We start from the raw sequence: 20,303 nt of genomic DNA on the forward strand, positions 1-20,303 counted from the left end.
CCCGTTGGTCAAGCGGTTAAGACACCGCCCTTTCACGGCGGTAACACGGGTTCGAATCCCGTACGGGTCACCATTTTCAAGGAATGCATGTTAAGTATGCGACGTCCTGGGACTACGATTACTCGTCCCACCGTAAAAATTTATTACAACGCATGCACTAACACATCCTGTGTGTCGGAGGATTAGCTCAGCTGGGAGAGCACCTGCCTTACAAGCAGGGGGTCACAGGTTCGAGCCCTGTATCCTCCACCATGCCGGCCTAGCTCAATTGGTAGAGCAACTGACTTGTAATCAGTAGGTTGGGGGTTCAAGTCCTCTGGCCGGCATCATTTATTTAAATGGCTGTTCAAAAGGAGAATGAAAAGGACCGAGGTCGGCTAAGTGCGCAACATCTTGTTGCAACGCCGACATTAGCACGTCGTGTGCGTCGCAGTTCGAGACGGCGTAGCTTTGAGTAGCGGAACGTATGCAATTAATACGTGAGCAGACGCTTTTGCACGCCGGAAAAGTAATTTCTTTTCCAAGGAGCGGAAAAGAAAGCCAACTAGAAACGTCGAAGTGTCATTTTCACCGGACTTTTTGAACAACCTCTAAAAAATAAGTATTATAAATATAGATTGGGTAATAATATGGAGGGGTAGCGAAGTGGCTAAACGCGGCGGACTGTAAATCCGCTCCCTCTGGGTTCGGCAGTTCGAATCTGCCCCCCTCCACCACTAGAATCGTTGGGCCATAGCCAAGCGGTAAGGCATCGGGTTTTGATCCCGTGTACCCTAGGTTCGAATCCTAGTGGCCCAGCCATACGAGCCATTAGCTCAGTCGGTAGAGCATCTGACTTTTAATCAGAGGGTCGAAGGTTCGAATCCTTCATGGCTCACCATGAATTAACCAACAATTACTGAAATATCTTAATATAAACAAGGTCAAGACTATGGCCTTGTTTATTTGCATTTTAAGGTAACTTTTTACATAATGAATAAGATAGTCTTTTTTAACGAAAGGAAGAAAGAATAATTATCTTCTTCAGAATGAGTGCAATTCAGGCAACATTCTCCTAATCATTTAGCGAATGTTAATATAAGAAATATTAAAGGCGAACAAATACTAGTTTTTCTAAGAAAATGATGATAAATTATAGTATGATAAAAAAATAATTTAATTATGAATTTACCTATGCATGTTATAATAAATAGAAGAAATCTTTGAATCATTTTACACTGGTTTATTTGAATTTTTGTATATAAAAAGGATGATAAGTATGGATACTTCCAGAATTCCAGGATTTTATAATATGACTGTTCAAGAGCGGGTTGAAGTTTTGAGTAGGTTGCATGGACTTCAGGATGAAGATATTGAAAATTTAATAATTGATTCGTCATTAGATGTGGGTACAGCGGATAAGATGATTGAGAATGTTATCGGAACCTTTGAATTGCCGTTAGGCTTAGGGTTGAACTTCTTGATTAACGGTAAGGAATACGTAATTCCTATGGCTATTGAAGAGGCATCCGTAGTAGCTTCAGCAAGTCATATTGCAAAAATCGTGAGAAACGCTGGAGGATTTACTACGGAGTCGACCGAAAGAGTGATGATAGGCCAGATTCAAGTTGTAGGATGTTCAGACTTCATATTAGCAAAAGAAGAAATACTTCAAAATAAATCGGTTTTATTAGAAGCTGCGAATAATGCCTATCCAAGCATTGTTTCGAGAGGTGGAGGCGCAGAGGATCTTGACGTTAGAATTTTAAATGAGGGTTCTGACTCAGTTTATAGTCAAATGCTTATCATCTACCTTTACATTAATACATGTGATGCAATGGGAGCTAATATGATTAATACAATGGTTGAATCCATTGCACCGCTTGTTGAAGAAATAACTAAAGGCAAAGTATATTTGCGAATTTTATCGAATTATGCAGATAGATGTCTTGCGAAAGCACATTGTGTCATATCTCCAGAATTATTACAGACAGGAGATTTTTCTGGAGAAGAAGTACGCGACGGAGTAATTCATGCTTATCAATTTGCAGCATCGGATCCTTATCGGGCTGTAACACATAATAAAGGAATTATGAACGGTATTGATCCAATTGTTATCGCAACCGGAAATGACTGGAGAGCGGTAGAAGCAGGCGCTCATGCGTATGCAGCAAGAAATGGCCAGTATAGTTCTATGACTAATTGGTTTAAAGATGAAAATGGGAATTTAGTAGGCGAATTGGAATTACCAATGTCGGTTGGCACGGTTGGAGGGGCTACACGTGTTCATCCTCTAGCTAAATTTTCATTAGATTTATTAGGGGTAAAATCGGCTAAAGAGCTAGCGGAAGTTATTGTAGCTGTAGGATTAGCCCAAAATCTTGGTGCGCTCAAAGCCCTAGCAACAGATGGTATTCAAAAAGGACATATGGCATTGCACTCCCGCTCTGTTGCAATTGCGGCAGGAGCTACAGGGGAGATGATTGATATTATTGCTCAAGAATTAATTAAAGAAAAGCAAATCCGTGTTGGAAAAGCTAAAGAATTGGTGGAACAATATAAAAAATGAGTGCAGAAAAAGTAACAACAACAGAAAAGACGGCTATTGGTGTAGCTCATAGTAAATTAATATTAATCGGGGAGCATGCGGTTGTACACGGACAACCCGCTATTGCAATTCCTTTTCCATTAATAGGTGTTGAAACAGTTATTGAGCAGGTTTCAGGCTCTATTAAAATAGATAGTGCTTTTTATCACGGCCCGATGGTTCACGTCCCTGAATCATTACAAGGGATTGTTAGATGTGTAAATAGAACGTTAGACTATTTAGACATACCTAAACAAGACTTATTAATCCGTATTAGCTCTTCTATCCCTCCTGGAAAGGGCTTAGGCTCTAGTGCTTCAGTAGCCATTTCAATTGTTCGTTCCTTATTTGCTTTTGCGAATCGAACGTATTCTGAAGATGAGCTTTTGGAGCTAGCTAATATTGCAGAAACCTTTGCACATGGTCAGCCAAGTGGTATTGATACTTTGACAATTACGTCAAGATCACCAGTATGGTTTGAGAAAGACTTTCCAATCGAGTATCTCGATTTAAAAGAAGATTACTATTTTGTTGTTGCAGATTCAGGGCGGGTAGGCGATACTCGCTTATCTGTTGAGTCTGTTGCACGTTTGCTTAAATCAACTCCTAAAAGAATACAACGTAAATTGGAAAAGATCGGTGAATTAACTCATCAAGCAAAAAGTGCCTTAGAAAAAGCAGGAAAACATATTTTAGGTGGGTTACTTGATGAAGCTCAACGCGAATTAGAAGCTTTAGGGGTTAGTGATGCGGGATTAAATCGATTAATTAATTTAGCTCGGCAGGAAGGAGCCTTGGGAGCAAAATTAACTGGTGGAGGGAACGGCGGCTGTATTATTGCCTTAGCAAGAAATGAGGTTCATTCAAGACAGCTTGCTGAAAAGCTAAGGAAATACGGTGCACATGCCGTATGGCCATTTGTATTAAAAAAACAGAATTAATATAGGTTAAAGAGGAGATATAAAATGAAGGCTACAGCAAAGGCGCATACGAATATTGCTCTGATAAAATATTGGGGAAAAAGAAACGAAGAATTAATTTTGCCAACAAATAGTAGCTTATCTATCACATTAGATGGCTTTTATACAACTACTTCTGTAGCCTTTGATGAAGATCTTTCTGAAGATATATTCGTGCTTAATAATGAAGTGATTACCGGGGAAGCGTATCGTCGCGTTTCCCGGTTTCTCCATTTAATTAGAGAGACAGCAGGGAAACAGAATTTGTATGCAAGAGTAAATTCCGTTAATGAGGTACCTACAGCCGCAGGATTTGCCTCATCTGCTTCTGGTTTTGCAGCTTTAGCTGCTGCAGGAACTCGTGCTTTAGGATTGGATTTAACCCATGAGGATTTATCTCGAATAACTAGACAAGGGTCTGGCTCTGCTTGCCGCTCCATATATGGCGGGTTTGTGGAATGGAATATGGGAGAAAGAGAAGATGGTACGGATTCCCAAGCTATTCAAATACAAACAGAAAATCATTGGGATGTGCGTGTAGCTGCTGTTGAATTGAATTCTAAAATGAAAAAGATTTCCAGTAGAGCAGGGATGAAACGTACAGTGGAGACCTCGGCATTCTACTCTGGTTGGTTAGATAGTATTCCGAACGACTTAAAGGAAATTAAAGCAGGTATCGCAACAAAGGATTTCGAAAAAGTAGGCGCTGTTGCGGAGGCCAATTGTTTAAAAATGCATGCAACAACGTTAGGAGCGACTCCGCCATTCACGTATTGGCATGACACTACAATGAGAGTAATGCAGACGGTACAGGAAATGCGGGAAAAAGGTATACCAGCATATTTTACCATTGATGCGGGACCAAATGTTAAAGTACTCTATTTACCAGAAAACGAAGAACAAGTAGAGAGGATATTGAAAGATATTCCTGACGTTCAAAATGTAACTTTAAGTAAAATAGGACCTGGAGTAACCTATCTGTAGGGGTTGAATATATTGGTGAACAAATCTATATCCATTAAGACGCCTGGGAAATTAATGATTGCTGGCGAATATGCAGTATTACATCCTTCTGAGCATCTGGCTGTATTAGCTGTAAATCGTTTTGTTTATGCTGACATCAAGAAATCGGCTAAAAGTAGTTTGACATTATCAGATTTTCAGTTGGAAAACATTAAGTTTACGATTGAGAATAAAAAAGTAAGCATTCATACGGATAATCCGCGTATCAGTTTTGTTCAGAAAGCGATGACTATAGCAAGTACATATTTGCAAGAAAAGGGAGTAGCTTTATCACCCTTCCAACTAACGATACGTAGTGAACTTGATGATAAATCTGGGATTAAATATGGATTAGGATCAAGTGCAGCGGTTGTAACATCTGTTATAACTGCAATGTTAAAATTGTTTCTACCAGAAGAGCCTAGTAAGGATCTTATTTTTAGATTAGCAGCGTTGTCCCATGTTATTGCGCAAAAGAATGGTTCTGGAGCCGATGTTGCAGCTTCAACATATGGAGGAATATTAAATTACGCTTCATTTCAAGCGGAGTGGCTATTAGAAGAATATAATAGGTCTCTATCTATATCATCATTATTAGAAAGAGATTGGACTTATTTTTCTGTTGAACCATTAGAAATACCAGAACATATATATTTCTGTGTTGGTTGGACGGGAAAAGCTGCTTCTACCGCTGAACTAGTAGATAAAGTTTTACAATTAAAATTAGAAAAACCAAAACTCTTTGAGGAATTTCTCGAAAATAGTAGAGCGGCTGTTCGTACACTTTTTATGGGGTTAAAGCAATCGGACGAATCACTACTCTATAAAGGTGTAAAAGAAAATAGAAAAGCACTTGCTAAACTAGGACGGGATGCTAATGCACCTATTGAAACTCCTATGTTAGCAAAATTATGTGATTTAGCGGAAGAACTTGGTGGTGCTGGAAAACCATCAGGAGCTGGTGGCGGTGACTGCGGTATTGCTTTTATGCCGACAAAGGAAAAAGCGGAACAACTACTAAAGGTTTGGGAAGAGAATGGGATCAAGCCATTAAGCATAAAGCCCAATCATAGTGGTGCTACTGAGATAAAGAATAATAACTAGATTAAAAAACACCTGATTATTCCAAATTGGAAAATCAGGTGTTTTATATATCCAAACGCCTAAAACAATGCAGTTACGATAGGCGCCATTTTATTTTTAAACAACCTTGGTCCTTTTCAACCTTCTTTTTGAACACGCACTTTAATATATAAAAATTGTATGCTTTTAGTTATGTTAGTAAGTTCTTGGTGAGAAGCATTATATAAGTTTTTGATATAGATTAATTAATTCATCAAGCTTCATACTAGAAGAAACAACAGCCTCGGAAGTCAAATCATGATTATTACTTAATAAAATCATTTCTTTTCGACATTTTTCAATTTTTTCTAATAAAATATGTTTTGTCACCAAAACTTACCTCCTATCTAGTATACTATATTATGAAAATATCCCAATAAAAGCAAACTTAAACTAAGTGAAACTATGACATTTTTTTTGTGACTATATTAAATAATTATTTTATTAAAAAAGGAAACCTTATGTATAACCTGTTCGTAATATAAATACCGCAAAATAAGCGGAGGTACGTTAATGGAACAATTAATTAGAGAAAAAATTAAACGAGTTAAAAAAGGTGATCAAGCAGCATATAGCATGATAGTTGATTTCTACCAGGATAGAATCTATCAACATTGCTTTAGAATGCTTGGTAACAAACATGAGGCGGAAGACATCGCTCAAGAGGCATTTATTCGCGCTTATATTAATATTGATTCATTTGATGAAAATAGGAAATTTTCAACATGGTTATATAGAATAGCTACTAATTTAACGATTGATCGAATCAGAAAGCGTAAACCAGATTATTACCTTGATGCAGAAATTAAAGGGGCAGAAGGTTTGACGATGTATTCCCAGCTTTCTTCTAATGATCCTCTACCAAGTGAAGAAGTAGAAAGTTCAGAATTAAACCATTATATTCATCAAGAGATTTCTGAATTACCACCGAAGTATCGTAGTATTATCATTCTTCGTTACTTAGAAGAGTTTTCCCTTCAAGAGATTGCAAGTATTTTGGATATTCCAATTGGAACGGTTAAGACTAGGATTCACCGAGGAAGGGAAGCTTTGAGAAAAAGGCTTCGTCACGTGTAAAGGAGTGTAACCTATGGAGATTCATAAAGAAAAGATTATACTTATGCACCAGTATTTAGATGGAGAAATAGATAAAATAAAAGAAATGGAACTATTTACTCATATTGAAAAGTGTGAGGCTTGTAGAAATCACTTCGAAGAGTTAACACAAAGTATTAGTATGATACAAAGTGCGGAAAATATTCAGGCACCATCTGGATTTACGAATAATGTTATGCGTAAACTACCTAAAGAAAAGAAACGTATTAAATACAAACGATGGTTTCAAACACATCCTATTTTAACAGCTGCAGCAATTTTCTTTATTTTAATGCTTAGCGGTGTATTTTCACAATGGAATCAAAATAACGAATTAGTCGTATCCAAACAGGAAGACCTCATTGTTCAGGGGGATACTGTGATTGTGCCAGAAGATGTTGTCGTAGATGAGGACCTAGTTATTCGAAATGGGGACTTGTTAGTAATGGGTGTTGTTGATGGGGATGTAACTATCATTAATGGAAAGTTAATTAATGAAAAACCGATAAATGGAAAACTGATGGCTTCTGTAGGTGAAGTTAATGGAGAACTACAAATTGTAGACAGAGCTTTTGAATGGTTGTGGTTTCAAGTAAAAACCTTATTTAAAAATGTTTTTGCATTTTCAGCAGGGTAAGAAAGAATTAGTTCTTTTATCCTGCATGACTGCCAACTAAAGGCATTTGCCCCAGATTAATAGCGAATTCCAGTTTTTCTAATAGTGCTGTTCAAGGAGGAAGTGTCATTTTACCTGGACTTTTGAACAACCTCTAATAATTAGATAGATGAATCGTTCTAAAATTCACATATTGCTTTCTATCTATAGGTATATTTTGTTATAATAACAGCATGTTTAAAAAATAAATTGTTAATTTTACTAAACTTTTTTGGCAGGTAGGAAAGGATAGAAATCTTTCCAGTCTGGGGCTTCGATTACTCGCCCCATCGTGAAGATTTGCATAAGTGCAACTACGGCATTCGCTAAAGCCAAAGCGAATGCTAAGTTTTCTAATAAAGTAAAAAAGGATGTGTGCCGCATGCTTGATGGGGGATTGGATTTTCTCGATCTACTTAGATTAGGCGTAGATATTACTCTCGTCTGGTATGTATTATATAAATTAATGATGTTAATACGGGGTACGAAAGCAATCCAACTCCTAAAGGGGATAGCTGTCGTATTACTTGTATGGGCGATAAGTAATGTCTTTAATTTACAAACATTACAATGGCTGACAAACCAGGCAATTATTTGGGGTTTTCTTGCAATTATTATACTCTTTCAACCTGAACTTAGAAGGGCTTTAGAACAATTAGGAAGAGGTAATTTGTTTTCCAGAAGTTCAAAATCAGAGGAAGAGATTATTGCTAAAAATATAGAATCTATCGTTGAATCTTGTAAATATATGGCGAAACGAAGAATAGGTGCTTTGATAACGATAGAAGGCGAGACTGGAATCGGTGAATATATGGAAACCGGAATTTTGGTAGGTGGTAATTTAACACACCAATTATTAACCAATATTTTCACACCAAACACCCCTTTACATGATGGTGCAGTAATTATTAAAGATGGGAAAATTATGTCAGCTGCATGTTATCTTCCGTTATCCGAAAGTCCATTTATCTCAAAAGAGTTAGGAACTAGGCACCGTGCCGCTATGGGGATAAGTGAGGTAACAGATGCTTTAACTGTTGTGGTATCAGAAGAAACAGGTGCCATTTCATGTACAAAAAATGGTGAATTGCATAGAGATATTAATGAAGAAACATTAAAACAAATGCTTAATGCCCATCTGTCATACATTGAAGAAGCCTCCAAAAAGAAGATTAAGAATCGGAGGGAAGATGTAAATGGATAATTGGTTTAAAAGCAAATGGTTTGTTCGTTTAGTTTCATTATCCTTTGCTGTCATATTATACATCTTTGTAAATACTACCGTTAATTCTACCCATACGGATTCTGCTGTTTCAAGAAGTAATACAGAAACCCAAACGCTAGATGATGTTCCTGTAGAAATTAGGATGGATAATGACAATTATGTTGTAAGTGGTGTACCAGATTTTGTGACGGTATCTTTAGAAGGCCCACCAAATTATTTACGTCCTATTGTTTTACAACGAAACTTTGAAGTATTTGTTGATTTGGAAGGATTGGAAGAAGGAGAACATACTGTAGAAATTGAACATGATGTTTCCAATCAATTAAAAATGACTATTGAGCCAAGTGAAATTGATGTCTATATTGAAGAAAAGGCAGAGAAGAATTTTGAGGTCTCCGTAGACTTTGTTAATCAAGATAAATTACCAGCTGGTTATGAACTTGGTGACTATACGATTAATCCTTCAGAAGTAACGATAACAAGTTCGCGTAACATTATTGAACGTATTGGGGTAGTGAAAGTATTTGTCGATGTTGCTGGAGTTAAAGAGCCTATAGAAAACCAAGAACTTCCTGTAAATATATATGACGTACAGGGTAACGTTCTTAATGCTAATGTTACTCCGGAGAAGATTAAAGTATCGACGGAAGTAAATCATCCAAGTAAAAAGGTGAAATTAGATATTAAAACAAAAGGTGAACTACCTAAAGGATATTCACTAATTTCATTGAAGCCCAAAATAGAAGAAGTGGAAGTTTTTGCAACAAGTGATATACTTGCAGGCATAGAGTCTATTTCCACAGAAGAGATTGACCTGTCCCAAATTAAAGAGACAGGGGTAATTAAGGTGGGACTTGCTTTACCCGAAGGTGTAGTTGTTCCTGGTAAGGATACAATTGAAGTGGGTGTAGAGCTAGAACAAACAAAAACATTAGAGGATGTTCCTGTTCATGTTGATGGAATAGATGGACAAGCTGTAGAATTTTTAAAACCTAAAGATAAAAAGATGGACGTCACGTTAGTAGGAAATGAAGCAGAAGTTGGTGGAATTACGAAGGACGATATTCGATTATATGCTAATGGATCTGGTTTAAACAAAGGGCAGCATAATTTGCCGGTGGAAATAGAGATGAAGGCTGAATCTGATGATATTTCTATTTCGACCGAACTGGAACAAATTCAGGTTGATATTGAATAGTCTGGTTACAACCCCTATTAACACCTGAATTGGAAATAAAGGAGAGGTAAGACATGGGAAAATATTTTGGGACAGATGGGGTAAGAGGTATAGCAAATAAAGAGCTTACTCCAGAATTAGCTTTTAAATTAGGCCGTGCTGGTGGCTATGTACTAACACAGCAAACTGAAAAACCGAAAGTAGTAATAGGTCGTGATACAAGAATTTCCGGTACCATGTTAGAAAATGCGCTAATTTCTGGACTTCTTTCCATTGGAGCGGAAGTGATGAGGCTGGGGGTTATCTCAACCCCGGGAGTAGCTTATCTAACTAAAGCGTTAAGCGCACATGCAGGAGTCATGATTTCCGCATCTCATAATCCTGTTGAAGATAACGGAATTAAGTTCTTTGGCCCAGATGGGTTTAAACTAAGTGACGAGCAAGAAGATCAAATTGAAGAAATTATTGATGGAGAGGATAAGCTTCCTCGCCCAATAGGAGGAGATATTGGGATAATCAATGATTACTTTGAAGGTGGTCAAAAATATCTATCCTTCTTAAAAGATACGATTGATAACGACTTTGAAGGAATAACCATTGCAGTTGATTGTGCTCATGGTGCAACTTCTAGCCTTGCAACACACTTATTTGCAGATCTAGAGGCAGAAATCTATTCTATCGGCTCTAGTCCAAACGGTTTAAACATTAACGATGGAGTGGGGTCTACACACCCTGAGAAGCTTCAAGAATTTGTCCAGGAAAAAGGCGCTGACATTGGCTTAGCTTTTGATGGTGATGGTGATCGTTTAATAGCTGTAGATGAAAAAGGAAATATTGTAGATGGCGACCAAATTATGTATATTTGTAGTAAATTTTTAAATGAACGCGGCCTTTTACGCCATAATACAGTCGTTTCAACCGTTATGAGTAATATCGGATTTTATAAAGCTCTTGATGAAAATGGAATTAAAAGTAGTAAAACTGCTGTGGGAGACCGTTATGTCATGGAAGAAATGCGTAAAGGCGGTTATAATCTTGGCGGAGAACAGTCTGGTCATATCATTTTCCTAAATTACATAACAACAGGTGACGGAATGCTTTCTGCCCTTCAGCTTGTAAATGTAATGAAAGAAACTGGAAAAGCCTTATCAGAGCTTGCGGCAGAAATGACAATTTATCCTCAGGTTTTGAAAAATGTGAAAGTAACCAATAAGGAAGAAGCATTGAACAACTCACAAATTCTTAAAGAAGTAGAAGCAGTGGAGCACGAATTAGGTGAAAACGGCCGTGTTCTTGTACGTCCATCTGGAACAGAACCATTAATCCGTGTCATGGTAGAAGCTTCAACGGAAGAAGAATGTGAAAAATACGTAGACCGTATTGTAAAAATAGTAGAGGATTTATTTGGTCTTAAATAAAATAAGAAAACTGCTCCAAGAAAAGCTGGAGCAGTTTTTTTATTTTATCTGATAAAACATTATATAGAAAATCAAAATTACCTAACATGTTCACAAGAAAGACATATTATACATAAATTAATATGATCTACTCGAAGCTTTTTATTGACCGAAGGCGTTTTCATTGGGTAGAATAAATTAAGTCTAAAGCTGATTTAATATAGAATATGTTTTAGGCTTATTTCTATATGGAAAGGAGCATAGTAGTTACTTTATTTTAAAGCGCCAGGACTATTTTCCGGACGACAGGGGAAAATAGTTGACGAGGTGGAGGTTATCGAAGTTTCGGCGGATGCCTCCCGATTGCACATCTCAATCGTTTAGCTTTGTTCCAAAAACAATAAGGCGACTTATTGCACAAAGGAATGATGCAAGATGACTATGAAAAAAATACGAGAAAGGGGCAGAAAAGCGCCCCAAGGATTAATATTAATAAGTATAACGTTTGTCTGCCCCTATCATAGGAGGACAATGAAATGTGCGGAATTGTAGGTTATATAGGAAATAATGATTCAAAGAATGTTTTATTACACGGATTAGAAAAATTAGAATATCGTGGCTATGACTCAGCAGGTATTGCTGTTTTGAATGAAGAGGGCGTTCATCTTACGAAAGTTAAAGGTCGTATTGCTAAATTGAAAGAAAGTGTGGATGACTCCGTACAAGCAACGATGGGGATTGGTCATACTCGTTGGGCAACACATGGAATCCCAAGTATAACAAATGCACATCCACATCAAAGTACATCAGGTAAATTCACAATTGTACACAATGGTGTAATTGAAAATTATCAAGACTTAAAGAGAGAATATTTAAGTGATGTTACGTTCCTAAGTGAAACAGATACAGAAGTTATCGTTCAATTAATCGATAAATTTTATCAAGAACATCAAGACACACTTACAGCTTTTCGTAAAGCGATGGAACTTTTAAAAGGTTCTTATGCAATCGGAATGATTGATGTCGATGATACGGAAACACTATATGTTTCTAAAAATAAGAGTCCATTATTGATCGGTTTAGGTGATGGATTTAATGTCATTGCGAGTGATGCAATGGCTACACTTAAAGAAACCAATCAATATCTTGAAATTAATGATAAAGAAATTGTATTAGTTACACGTAATCATGTGCAAATTCAAAAACTAGATGGTACAGTTGTGGAACGTGAACCGTATACGGCACAAATTGATGCAAGTGATATAGAAAAGGGAACCTACCCACACTATATGTTAAAAGAAATTGATGAACAGCCAATTGTTATTCGGAATATTATTAAGGAATATCAAGATGAAAATAACGAACTAAAACTTAATAATGATATTCGTAATGCAATGAAGAAAGCAGATCGAATTTATATTATAGCAGCAGGAACGAGCTATCATGCAGGATTAGTTGGTAAGGAGCTATTGGAAAAACTAGCTAGCATTCCAACCGAGGTCCATGTTGCAAGTGAGTTTTCTTATAATATGCCATTGCTTTCTGAAAAACCTTTATTTATTTTCCTCTCACAAAGTGGTGAGACAGCAGATAGCCGTGCTGTATTAGTAAAAATTAAAGAACTAGGATACCCAGCACTAACGATTACAAATGTGCCAGGTTCCACCCTTTCTCGTGAAGCTGATTATACACTACAGCTATATGCTGGCCCAGAAATTGCTGTTGCTTCAACTAAAGCATATACTGCTCAAATTGCTGTACTTGCTATTTTGGCAACAGACACAGCAGCTGTTAAAGGAAAAGAAATAGAAATAGATTTGATTAAAGAGTTAGCAATTGTTTCTAGTGCGATGGAAGTTTTAACAGATGAGAAAGAAGAAATTGAACGTTTAGCTGCAGAGTATTTACCAACAACTCGCAATGCCTTTTTCATCGGAAGAAGCGGAGATTATAATGTTTCTTTAGAAGGTGCACTTAAATTAAAAGAAATCTCCTACATTCAGGCGGAAGGCTTTGCTGGTGGAGAGCTTAAACATGGAACCATTGCTTTAATTGAAGAGGGAACTCCAGTTATTGCAGTTACCACGCATGAAAATGTAAACTATTCTATTCGTGGTAATGTTCAAGAAGTAGTAGCTCGTGGTGCGAATGTTTTAATAGTTAGTATGAAAGGTTTAGAAGAAGACACAGATGCTTTTGTCTTGCCAAAAGTTCATGAACTTCTAACTCCATTAGTAAGCATCATACCTTTACAATTATTGGCATACTACGCAGCATTACATCGTGACTGTGATGTAGATAAGCCAAGAAACCTTGCGAAAAGTGTAACAGTAGAATAAATTAATTTTAGAGGATACTTGTGGTTGTCCCTATAAAAAATTAACGTTCCTTAAATAAAATTAATGTTCCCAATCCGAGGGTCTTTCCGGTGTTTTCCCGGCAGACCTTTGGATTTTTTTACGCAAAATTCGTTGGGGGCCCAATCATAATCCAATATCAATTTGCTTTTCAATTGAATTTACGATATTTCATTCTTCAATAATTGCCTAATAGATAAACTTGTTTCTTCTAAATATTCCTCTGATGATTTGCTGCTATTCTCTTTCCAATCTAATGAAGCTCCGTAAATCATCCAACTTAATATAGTTGCAAGCACCCTTAACTTATCATCACTTTGATTTTGATATTTTTTTGCTAGTGAATGCAAGATGATTTGTTCAAGCTCCTTTTTCATTATGGCTTCATACTGGTACATATCCCCGAGACTAAAGAACCGTTTTAGGAAAAGTACCATACTATTGCTGGGAATGATTGGATGTGTTTTGTATAATTTTTATGGACTACATTACAGTAACAATCCAAACCTTATGGAGGTAACGCTGCGTGAAATATAAATTTGCAATCATTGTGATACTTACAACGCTGATTTTAGGAGAATGCAATATGAGTAATGGAAAAGAGTCCCTCTCCCCTTCTGAGATGGATCCGAATGATTTACCTAATGTGCCGGCATTTCAAGATGAATACACAAGAGAATATATGCAGTCTACTGACCAAGTTAAAAGTGGCTACTACCCATTGATTTCAAAGACAAATGGTTTCACTCTTCATTTCCCTGAAGATATGGTTATTGATGATACAAGTAACGCACAGCCAGACGAACTATATGAATCCCTCATGTTCCATTATGAAGACAATGATATAGCAGCGATGGATGAATTCACCATTCACTATATCAGCCCTGTATCTGACATTGAATGGAGTAAAGATTATATGAACAGAAGAGCCGGCCAGGAACTAAATTTCGAAAAACTAGAAGCGGATTATGAGAATCAGTACATTGAAATAACAGAAATTAAACTATATTCTTGCTGGAGGGGTAGATAGCCTTTGGTCCAATGTATTTCTGTCTGGGTTAGGAGATGCAGGGGCACTAGCTACGAAAGGGCCGAAAGACTTTACAACATGGTCTCGTCCGTTCGATAAAGAGCGGACAGGAATGGTAATGGGAGAAGGGGCAGGTTTGTTTGTCCTAGAACCATTAGAACGTGCCAAGGCAAGAGGGGCGCATATTTATGCAATACTAAAAGGTTACGGGGCTTCCAATGATGCTTATCATGATACGTCACCAGACCCTGAAGGAACCAGCGCCGCATTGGCAATTGAGCGAGCGCTTCGTTCGTCAGGATTAACTCCTACTGATATTGATTATATTAATGCACATGCGACGTCAACACCAGCTGGAGATATTGCAGAAACGAAGGCATTAAGACTTATCTTCGGGGAAAAGCTTGATGAAATACCTGTCAGCTCCATTAAAGGAAGTGTAGGTCATTTACTTGGTGCAGCGGGAGCTATTGAGAGTATTGCGTGCATAAGAGCACTAGAAACAGGGATACTTCCTGCAACACTTCATTCTAATATTCGTGATGAACAAGCACCGTTAGATATCATTCCAAATAAGAGCCGCAAGCAGCGTATTACAACAGCGATGAGTAATTCATTTGGCTTTGGTGGTCAAAATGGAATTCTTATTTGGCAAGCTCCTTAATGAATGAAATGATGAATGGAGAGATAGAAGATGCTAGAAACTTGTTTAAGTGTAGAGCAAAGAAGAGAGGCTTTAAAATCGGCTTATCCTAAATGGGAGAAACGGACAATTGCAGCCCACTTTGAGAGGCAATGTCAGCATTATCGGGATTATCCGCTGATTATGATGCCAGAATATACGGTGACATACGAAGAGATTTGGAAAAGGTCACGACGTTATGCCAAAGCAATGATTCATCTAGGTGTACAGCCGGATGATCATGTCGCTATCTTAATGGAAAATGATCCAGATTACATCGCCTTATTTATTGCTTCTTCGATGATTGGAGCTATTGTTGTTCCGTTGAATACACAGCTCCAAAAGGAAGAGTTGACCTATATGCTTCGTCAATCGGATACAAACTGGCTTTTCTTACATCAAGTTGCGAATAAGCAAGAACATGCGGAATCATTAAAAAGCGTAATTGCAACCCTCCAGGGGGATGCGGAAAGTCCTTTTAAACAGGCTGTTTGTATTCCAATGAAGAAGGAAGAAGCTCCAGCAATTTACCAAGATTGGAATCATTTTGTAAAGGGAGCCGAAGCGGTAGAGAATGCGGTTGTTGATCAACGTATGCAGGAAACAAATGATCCCGATTCCTGTGCTGCGATTATTTATACGTCAGGATCTACTGGCTTACCAAAAGGTGTGATGCTTACTGATGATATGATGCTGCGTTCCGGATTCGCGACTTGTTGTACAAGAGCTTATGAGACAGGAAGGTGAATTTATGCACCGTTGCCGATGTATCATGTTTATTTTCTACAAGAAGGTTTATTTGCAGCCTCCTTTTTAGGTGGAGGGATGGTTACCTGTCAAGCCTTTCAGCCACTGCAATCATTGGAATTGATGGAAAAATACAAAGTTCATGATTTTCTGGCGGTTCCTTCGATGCTGGTAGCTTTATTGAATCGACCAGAAATTAAAAATACTAAACTGAATCATCTCTATGCGTTGTTATGTTGTGCCGCTCCATCACCAGTTCCTCTTTGGAAACGTGCAGTAGAAGAGCTGGAAGTGACAGAGATTGGTACAGGCTGTGGAGGAACAGAAGCATCCTCTACAACAATGCTGACAGAAATCGGTGATCCTTTAGAAATTATATCGACAACTGTTGGAAAGGTGAAAACAGCAGGAGTGGCTGGGGATCCAGATTTTGGAGATAAAAGTGTAACATACAAGGTCATTGATCCAGATTCTGGGGAAACCTTACCAAGCGGCTCCGTTGGTGAGTTAGCAGTTCGAGGCAACGTTGTAACAAAAGGCTATTATAAAAAACCAGAGGAAACAGCTTTTGCTATTGATGAAGAAGGCTATATTCGTAGCGGTGATTTGGGAACCATTGATGAGAATGGCTATATCCGGTTATTAGGAAGAAGTAAAGACCTCTACAAGGTATCTGGAGAAACCGTAGCTCCAAAAGAGGTAGAGGACGTTATATCAATGCATCCTGCTGTCAATCAAGTATATATTGTTGGTGTACCGGATAAGTTAACAACAGAAACTGGTGCAGCGTTCATTGAATTAAAAGAAGGGGAAAGCTGCTCGAAGCAAGAAATCAGAAACCTGTGCCGGGAACGTGTAGCCCGTTTTAAAATACCGAGACATATTTGGTTTGTGGAGGACTCCGAATGGCCACTGACGGGAACCGGGAAAATTCAAAAGTTTAAATTACAGGCGATTGCAGAAGAAAGATTGAAAAAAGTAAAACAGACTGGAACAAAATAAACTTGTTTCAGTCTGGGTTCGAATAATAATCGAATATAGAAACGTATCTAAAGACTTCGTGGCTATAGTTAATACACAACAAGCAATAAAACGTCTTGATTTTATTATGTATGGCCGCGTTAATATAATGAAATTACCCAACCTGGATTTTTTGAGACTTTAACTGTATATCATTGTACCATAAATGTATATATGTTAATATATTCATATAAGGATAATCAATTTATAATTATATTCTGTATGAGATGATGCAAGGAGGTTAGGGAATAAAATGGAGGACTTTGGAAATGAAAATGGTCTTACTCAAGATTTAGATAGCGAAACAATATTTATCGTTTCACAAACTTTTAAAGCATTAGGGGATCCTACAAGAATCCGAATTCTTAATTTACTTTTTAAAAAGGAATGTTCTGTAAACGAAATTGCAGATACTTTAGATATCCGACAATCTACCGTATCTCATCAATTACGGTTTTTGAAGAACTTACGGCTTGTAAAATACCGCCGCGAAGGAACAACACTTTACTATTCCCACGATGATGCTCATGTTATGCTTATCTTGCAACAAATGATAGACCACGCTTGTCACAGTTAGTTTTGACATTTACATATTTAAGTAAGTGGCAAGCGATGTAAAATATATTGTTATATGCATATATATAAATATAAGGGGGGCTTATAATGGGACATGACCATGGACATGATCATACACATGGCGCAAATAAAAAAGTGCTATTAATATCATTTTTAATCATTACCGTTTATATGATTGTGGAAGCGATAGGGGGCTACTTAACAAATAGTCTTGCCCTTTTAGCAGATGCCGGTCACATGCTAAGTGACGCTATTTCATTAGCGATTGCATTAATTGCGTTTAAATTAGGAGAAAAAGTAGCGAGTAAAAGTAAGACATTTGGCTACAAGCGATTTGAGATTTTAGCTTCTGTATTAAATGGTGTGACGTTAATTGTTATTGCTTTGTTTATTTTCTATGAAGCAATTGGGCGCTTCGCAAACCCGCCTGAAGTCGCAACAACAGGAATGTTGACTATCAGTATCATTGGCCTAGCTATTAATGTTCTTGTTGCGTGGATTATGGTACGTGGCGCGGATGTAGAGGAAAACTTAAACATGCGTGGGGCTTATCTACATGTAATAAGCGATATGCTTGGATCTGTCGGAGCGATTATTGCTGCACTGCTTATCATGTTCTTCGGCTGGGGTTGGGCGGATCCACTTGCGAGTGTCATTGTCGCCATTCTTGTATTAAGAAGTGGTTACCATGTGTCTAAAGCAGCGATTCATGTTCTCATGGAAGGAACACCAGAAAATGTTGATGTTAATGATGTTATTCAAACCATTGAAGAAGTAAACGGGATTCAGAGCATTCATGATTTACATGTTTGGACAATTACTAGTGGACTAAATGCACTTTCCTGCCATGCTGTGGTCGATGATCAGCTAACGATTGCAGAAAGTGAGAATGTGTTACGCAAGATTGAACACGACCTTGAACATTTAGGGATTATGCATGTAACGATTCAACTAGAGACAGAGGCACATAAACATGACAACTCAATTCTTTGCAAAATAAAAAACGAACCGTCACATCATCACTAAGAATCATGGTTAAATGTAAAATGATGATAGCTAAAGTGGCAAACGATTATTGAATACCCCATATCCCCCCTCAAGCTTCTTAGGAACAAAGAAGGTAGGTGGGAGATCAACTGCCTGTAAAGGTCCGATAAGAGCGACTAACCATCAGTGGTGGATGAAGGAAAGCCTAATTTCTCGTTATTTTAGCTTGAAATTAGGCTTTTTTTATGCTGTATTTCTTTAAAGTCGTGACTACTGTTTCATGACAGAATCAAATGTCTGCCCTACAATCTGCATCGCATTCCGTTTACTGGTTACCGTTGGAGATTCACATTAACACATATGTTATAGAACGGTTAGAGAAAAGGAATCTAGAAAGCATTTCAGAATTAGTGATAACTTTCTCGAGGATAATGAAATAAATTTTTCATTTGACAATACCCAATGGGGGTATGTTAACATTAAGGCAAATAAAAAAGGAGGTAATGCAAATAGCAAATAAAACACGGTGTAGAAAGCGTAAAAGTTCATTTGCAAGATGGGAAAGTAGACGTAACCTTTGATCCAAAAAAGGTGGACTTGAAAGATATTACAGAAGTTATTGAAGAACAAGGCTACGATGTTGCATAAGTAGGGTGGTCGAGCTTCTGTAGCATATTCTCTTTTTTAAAAAAATATACCCTTGACCGGTATGTGAATAATAATGGACCTGAGCTTTTTTAGGTATTTTGTGTATGCTGTTGGTTATCCTAGTTTATGGAATAATTACTGGGAATAATCCACTTCAAAGTGGGGAATTAGAAGTAAATAACCAACATGAATATTCAGAAGTTCAAAAGGAGGAAGTCTTAGAATCTGATCGCTGTAACATTAAATTCACTCGAGTGGAGGATAGGGATAATGAAAAATAAAAAACTATTAATTGGATTTTTTTCTTTAATGCTAGCTTTTGTTTTAACGGCTTGTGCAGGAAATGATGAAACGACACCTAAAGATAATAAAGGTACAGAAAGTGAGTCGAATGAAAACATGGATTTGAATGAAGAAGCTTCTGATTCCGCGGAAGAGGGAATGGATCACTTAGAGATGAATCATTCAAGTTCAGGTGAAGTTCCGGAAGATTTAAAAGTTGCAGAGAACGCAACTTATCCAGTTGGAAGTGAAGCCGTTATGCATGCAAATCACATGAAAGGAATGGATGGTGCCACAGCAACCATTACAGGTGCATTTGAGACAACGGTTTATGCTGTTTCCTACACCCCAACAACTGGTGGAGAGCCTGTAGAGAACCATAAATGGGTTATTCATGAAGAAATTGAAAATGCTGGAGAAAAACCATTTGAAGTTGGCGATGAAGTGGTATTAAATGCGGATCATATGGAAGGAATGGATGGCGCTACAGCTACGATTGACTCAGCAGAACCAACAACCATTTACATGGTGAGCTACACGGATACAGAGACTGGTAAGGAAGTGGAAAATCATAAATGGGTAACGGAGGCAGAACTTTCACCGGTAGAATAAATTAAGCTAAGGGATGTTTGTACTCGCACAACGCGTGATGGACCTTTTAGTATTGTTCAGCGGCGTTCTGTGAGTAGATATATCCCTCTAAAAAATTATACCCTACAATTGCTGCCTATTCACAAATGGGTAAAAAAAGAGAGATATTTTTTTAATTCTGGAAG

21 protein-coding genes, 5 tRNA genes and 2 pseudogenes are annotated in these 20,303 nt (G+C 37.6%); 26 read left to right on the forward strand and 2 right to left on the reverse strand.

What is annotated here, in order from left to right; genetic code table 11:
• Positions 1–176: 176 nt before the first annotated feature.
• The 9 genes from ACFQ18_RS15835 (at position 177) to ACFQ18_RS15875 (ending at position 5,631) form a co-directional block, all read left to right on the forward strand.
• Positions 177–252: transfer RNA gene (locus ACFQ18_RS15835), tRNA-Val, on the forward strand.
• A gap of 1 nt (position 253) precedes the next feature.
• A tRNA-Thr gene (locus ACFQ18_RS15840) sits at positions 254–326 on the forward strand.
• Positions 327–631: 305 nt separating this feature from the next.
• Positions 632–716: transfer RNA gene (locus ACFQ18_RS15845), tRNA-Tyr, on the forward strand.
• A 10-nt stretch (positions 717–726) separates the two neighbouring features.
• A tRNA-Gln gene (locus tag ACFQ18_RS15850) sits at positions 727–801 on the forward strand.
• Positions 802–804: 3 nt separating this feature from the next.
• A tRNA-Lys gene (locus ACFQ18_RS15855) sits at positions 805–880 on the forward strand.
• A gap of 378 nt (positions 881–1,258) precedes the next feature.
• Positions 1,259–2,548 carry a hydroxymethylglutaryl-CoA reductase, degradative gene (locus tag ACFQ18_RS15860; protein ID WP_204798643.1) on the forward strand — a complete coding sequence of 430 codons (1,290 nt, stop codon included), beginning with the start codon at positions 1,259–1,261 and terminating at the stop codon, positions 2,546–2,548.
• The gene (gene mvk / locus ACFQ18_RS15865; RefSeq protein WP_204798644.1) at positions 2,545–3,507 is read left to right on the forward strand and encodes a mevalonate kinase; all 963 of its coding nucleotides are present in this window, start codon (positions 2,545–2,547) and stop codon (positions 3,505–3,507) included. The genes ACFQ18_RS15860 and mvk overlap by 4 nt, the downstream gene beginning before the upstream one ends.
• Positions 3,508–3,531: 24 nt before the next feature.
• Positions 3,532–4,509 (forward strand): diphosphomevalonate decarboxylase, encoded by a 978-nt coding sequence (gene mvaD / locus ACFQ18_RS15870; RefSeq protein ID WP_204798645.1) that lies wholly within the window; start codon positions 3,532–3,534, stop codon positions 4,507–4,509.
• Between the two features lie 15 nt (positions 4,510–4,524).
• Positions 4,525–5,631 (forward strand): phosphomevalonate kinase, encoded by a 1,107-nt coding sequence (locus tag ACFQ18_RS15875; protein WP_379566731.1) that lies wholly within the window; start codon positions 4,525–4,527, stop codon positions 5,629–5,631.
• 198 nt (positions 5,632–5,829) lie between these two features.
• On the opposite strand, the gene ACFQ18_RS15880 is transcribed toward ACFQ18_RS15875, so the two are convergent.
• Positions 5,830–5,979 (reverse strand): Spo0E family sporulation regulatory protein-aspartic acid phosphatase, encoded by a 150-nt coding sequence (locus tag ACFQ18_RS15880; protein ID WP_204798647.1) that lies wholly within the window; start codon positions 5,977–5,979, stop codon positions 5,830–5,832.
• Between the two features lie 183 nt (positions 5,980–6,162).
• On the opposite strand from ACFQ18_RS15880, the gene sigW reads away from it, so the two are divergent.
• The 6 genes from sigW to glmS all read left to right on the forward strand — a co-directional run bounded on the left by sigW (position 6,163) and on the right by glmS (position 13,537).
• Entirely contained in the window at positions 6,163–6,726 is a 564-nt protein-coding gene (gene sigW, locus ACFQ18_RS15885; RefSeq protein ID WP_047184421.1) for an RNA polymerase sigma factor SigW, read from the forward strand.
• Between the two features lie 13 nt (positions 6,727–6,739).
• Positions 6,740–7,381, forward strand: a complete 642-nt coding sequence (locus ACFQ18_RS15890; RefSeq protein ID WP_145543155.1) for an anti-sigma factor family protein — start codon at positions 6,740–6,742, stop codon at positions 7,379–7,381.
• Between the two features lie 400 nt (positions 7,382–7,781).
• Positions 7,782–8,603, forward strand: coding sequence for a diadenylate cyclase CdaA (gene cdaA, locus ACFQ18_RS15895; RefSeq protein WP_204798648.1), 822 nt, complete (start codon positions 7,782–7,784; stop codon positions 8,601–8,603).
• Positions 8,596–9,822, forward strand: coding sequence for a CdaR family protein (locus tag ACFQ18_RS15900; RefSeq protein ID WP_204798649.1), 1,227 nt, complete (start codon positions 8,596–8,598; stop codon positions 9,820–9,822). Before cdaA ends, ACFQ18_RS15900 begins: the two co-directional genes overlap by 8 nt.
• 53 nt (positions 9,823–9,875) lie before the next feature.
• Entirely contained in the window at positions 9,876–11,219 is a 1,344-nt protein-coding gene (glmM, locus tag ACFQ18_RS15905; RefSeq protein WP_204798650.1) for a phosphoglucosamine mutase, read from the forward strand.
• 515 nt (positions 11,220–11,734) lie between these two features.
• On the forward strand, positions 11,735–13,537 hold the full coding sequence (gene glmS, locus ACFQ18_RS15910; RefSeq protein WP_204798651.1) for a glutamine--fructose-6-phosphate transaminase (isomerizing): 1,803 nt from the start codon (positions 11,735–11,737) through the stop codon (positions 13,535–13,537).
• Positions 13,538–13,716: 179 nt separating this feature from the next.
• Here glmS and ACFQ18_RS15915 read toward each other — a convergent pair whose 3' ends face one another.
• Positions 13,717–13,932, reverse strand: a complete 216-nt coding sequence (locus tag ACFQ18_RS15915) for a hypothetical protein (RefSeq protein WP_047184415.1) — start codon at positions 13,930–13,932, stop codon at positions 13,717–13,719.
• Positions 13,933–14,141: 209 nt separating this feature from the next.
• On the opposite strand from ACFQ18_RS15915, the gene ACFQ18_RS15920 reads away from it, so the two are divergent.
• The 11 genes and pseudogenes from ACFQ18_RS15920 to ACFQ18_RS15970 all read left to right on the forward strand — a co-directional run bounded on the left by ACFQ18_RS15920 (position 14,142) and on the right by ACFQ18_RS15970 (position 20,139).
• Positions 14,142–14,585 carry a hypothetical protein gene (locus ACFQ18_RS15920; protein ID WP_204798652.1) on the forward strand — a complete coding sequence of 148 codons (444 nt, stop codon included), beginning with the start codon at positions 14,142–14,144 and terminating at the stop codon, positions 14,583–14,585.
• A gap of 19 nt (positions 14,586–14,604) precedes the next feature.
• Positions 14,605–14,691, forward strand: a pseudogene (locus ACFQ18_RS15925) (hypothetical protein); the annotation flags it as partial.
• A gap of 6 nt (positions 14,692–14,697) precedes the next feature.
• Positions 14,698–15,249, forward strand: coding sequence for a beta-ketoacyl-[acyl-carrier-protein] synthase family protein (locus tag ACFQ18_RS15930; protein ID WP_240473262.1), 552 nt, complete (start codon positions 14,698–14,700; stop codon positions 15,247–15,249).
• A 30-nt stretch (positions 15,250–15,279) separates the two neighbouring features.
• A pseudogene (locus ACFQ18_RS15935) lies at positions 15,280–16,548 on the forward strand (long-chain fatty acid--CoA ligase); the annotation flags it as partial.
• 72 nt (positions 16,549–16,620) lie between these two features.
• Positions 16,621–17,016: a class I adenylate-forming enzyme family protein gene (locus tag ACFQ18_RS15940; protein WP_379566733.1), complete on the forward strand. Its 396-nt coding sequence runs from the start codon at positions 16,621–16,623 to the stop codon at positions 17,014–17,016.
• Between the two features lie 271 nt (positions 17,017–17,287).
• On the forward strand, positions 17,288–17,611 hold the full coding sequence (locus tag ACFQ18_RS15945) for an ArsR/SmtB family transcription factor (protein WP_204798653.1): 324 nt from the start codon (positions 17,288–17,290) through the stop codon (positions 17,609–17,611).
• An 86-nt stretch (positions 17,612–17,697) separates the two neighbouring features.
• Complete coding sequence (locus ACFQ18_RS15950; protein WP_204798654.1) at positions 17,698–18,636, forward strand: cation diffusion facilitator family transporter; 939 nt, start codon at positions 17,698–17,700, stop codon at positions 18,634–18,636.
• Positions 18,637–18,890: 254 nt separating this feature from the next.
• A complete protein-coding gene (locus ACFQ18_RS15955; protein WP_111014484.1) occupies positions 18,891–19,037 on the forward strand; it encodes a hypothetical protein in 147 nt (48 codons plus the stop codon).
• Positions 19,038–19,113: 76 nt separating this feature from the next.
• Positions 19,114–19,245, forward strand: coding sequence for a cation transporter (locus tag ACFQ18_RS15960; protein ID WP_204798662.1), 132 nt, complete (start codon positions 19,114–19,116; stop codon positions 19,243–19,245).
• A gap of 104 nt (positions 19,246–19,349) precedes the next feature.
• A complete protein-coding gene (locus ACFQ18_RS15965) occupies positions 19,350–19,526 on the forward strand; it encodes a hypothetical protein (RefSeq protein WP_204798655.1) in 177 nt (58 codons plus the stop codon).
• Positions 19,516–20,139: a YdhK family protein gene (locus ACFQ18_RS15970; protein WP_204798656.1), complete on the forward strand. Its 624-nt coding sequence runs from the start codon at positions 19,516–19,518 to the stop codon at positions 20,137–20,139. Before ACFQ18_RS15965 ends, ACFQ18_RS15970 begins: the two co-directional genes overlap by 11 nt.
• The last annotated feature ends 164 nt before the right edge of the window (positions 20,140–20,303 follow it).

The organism is Oceanobacillus caeni (assembly GCF_042678465.1).
GTDB lineage: Bacteria > Bacillota > Bacilli > Bacillales > Amphibacillaceae > Oceanobacillus > Oceanobacillus caeni.

What these genes read in the sequence shown, in the direction of transcription:
- ACFQ18_RS15860 (WP_204798643.1), top strand. Translation starts at nt 1,259, where the DNA reads ATGGATACTTCCAGAATTCCAGGATTTTATAATATGACTGTTCAAGAG.
- mvk (WP_204798644.1), top strand. Translation starts at nt 2,545, where the DNA reads ATGAGTGCAGAAAAAGTAACAACAACAGAAAAGACGGCTATTGGTGTA.
- mvaD (WP_204798645.1), top strand. Translation starts at nt 3,532, where the DNA reads ATGAAGGCTACAGCAAAGGCGCATACGAATATTGCTCTGATAAAATAT.
- sigW (WP_047184421.1), top strand. Translation starts at nt 6,163, where the DNA reads ATGGAACAATTAATTAGAGAAAAAATTAAACGAGTTAAAAAAGGTGAT.
- ACFQ18_RS15890 (WP_145543155.1), top strand. Translation starts at nt 6,740, where the DNA reads ATGGAGATTCATAAAGAAAAGATTATACTTATGCACCAGTATTTAGAT.
- cdaA (WP_204798648.1), top strand. Translation starts at nt 7,782, where the DNA reads ATGCTTGATGGGGGATTGGATTTTCTCGATCTACTTAGATTAGGCGTA.
- ACFQ18_RS15900 (WP_204798649.1), top strand. Translation starts at nt 8,596, where the DNA reads ATGGATAATTGGTTTAAAAGCAAATGGTTTGTTCGTTTAGTTTCATTA.
- glmM (WP_204798650.1), top strand. Translation starts at nt 9,876, where the DNA reads ATGGGAAAATATTTTGGGACAGATGGGGTAAGAGGTATAGCAAATAAA.
- glmS (WP_204798651.1), top strand. Translation starts at nt 11,735, where the DNA reads ATGTGCGGAATTGTAGGTTATATAGGAAATAATGATTCAAAGAATGTT.
- ACFQ18_RS15915 (WP_047184415.1), bottom strand. Translation starts at nt 13,932, where the DNA reads ATGAAAAAGGAGCTTGAACAAATCATCTTGCATTCACTAGCAAAAAAA.
- ACFQ18_RS15920 (WP_204798652.1), top strand. Translation starts at nt 14,142, where the DNA reads ATGAGTAATGGAAAAGAGTCCCTCTCCCCTTCTGAGATGGATCCGAAT.
- ACFQ18_RS15930 (WP_240473262.1), top strand. Translation starts at nt 14,698, where the DNA reads ATGGTAATGGGAGAAGGGGCAGGTTTGTTTGTCCTAGAACCATTAGAA.
- ACFQ18_RS15945 (WP_204798653.1), top strand. Translation starts at nt 17,288, where the DNA reads ATGGAGGACTTTGGAAATGAAAATGGTCTTACTCAAGATTTAGATAGC.
- ACFQ18_RS15950 (WP_204798654.1), top strand. Translation starts at nt 17,698, where the DNA reads ATGGGACATGACCATGGACATGATCATACACATGGCGCAAATAAAAAA.
- ACFQ18_RS15955 (WP_111014484.1), top strand. Translation starts at nt 18,891, where the DNA reads ATGTCTGCCCTACAATCTGCATCGCATTCCGTTTACTGGTTACCGTTG.
- ACFQ18_RS15965 (WP_204798655.1), top strand. Translation starts at nt 19,350, where the DNA reads ATGCTGTTGGTTATCCTAGTTTATGGAATAATTACTGGGAATAATCCA.
- ACFQ18_RS15970 (WP_204798656.1), top strand. Translation starts at nt 19,516, where the DNA reads ATGAAAAATAAAAAACTATTAATTGGATTTTTTTCTTTAATGCTAGCT.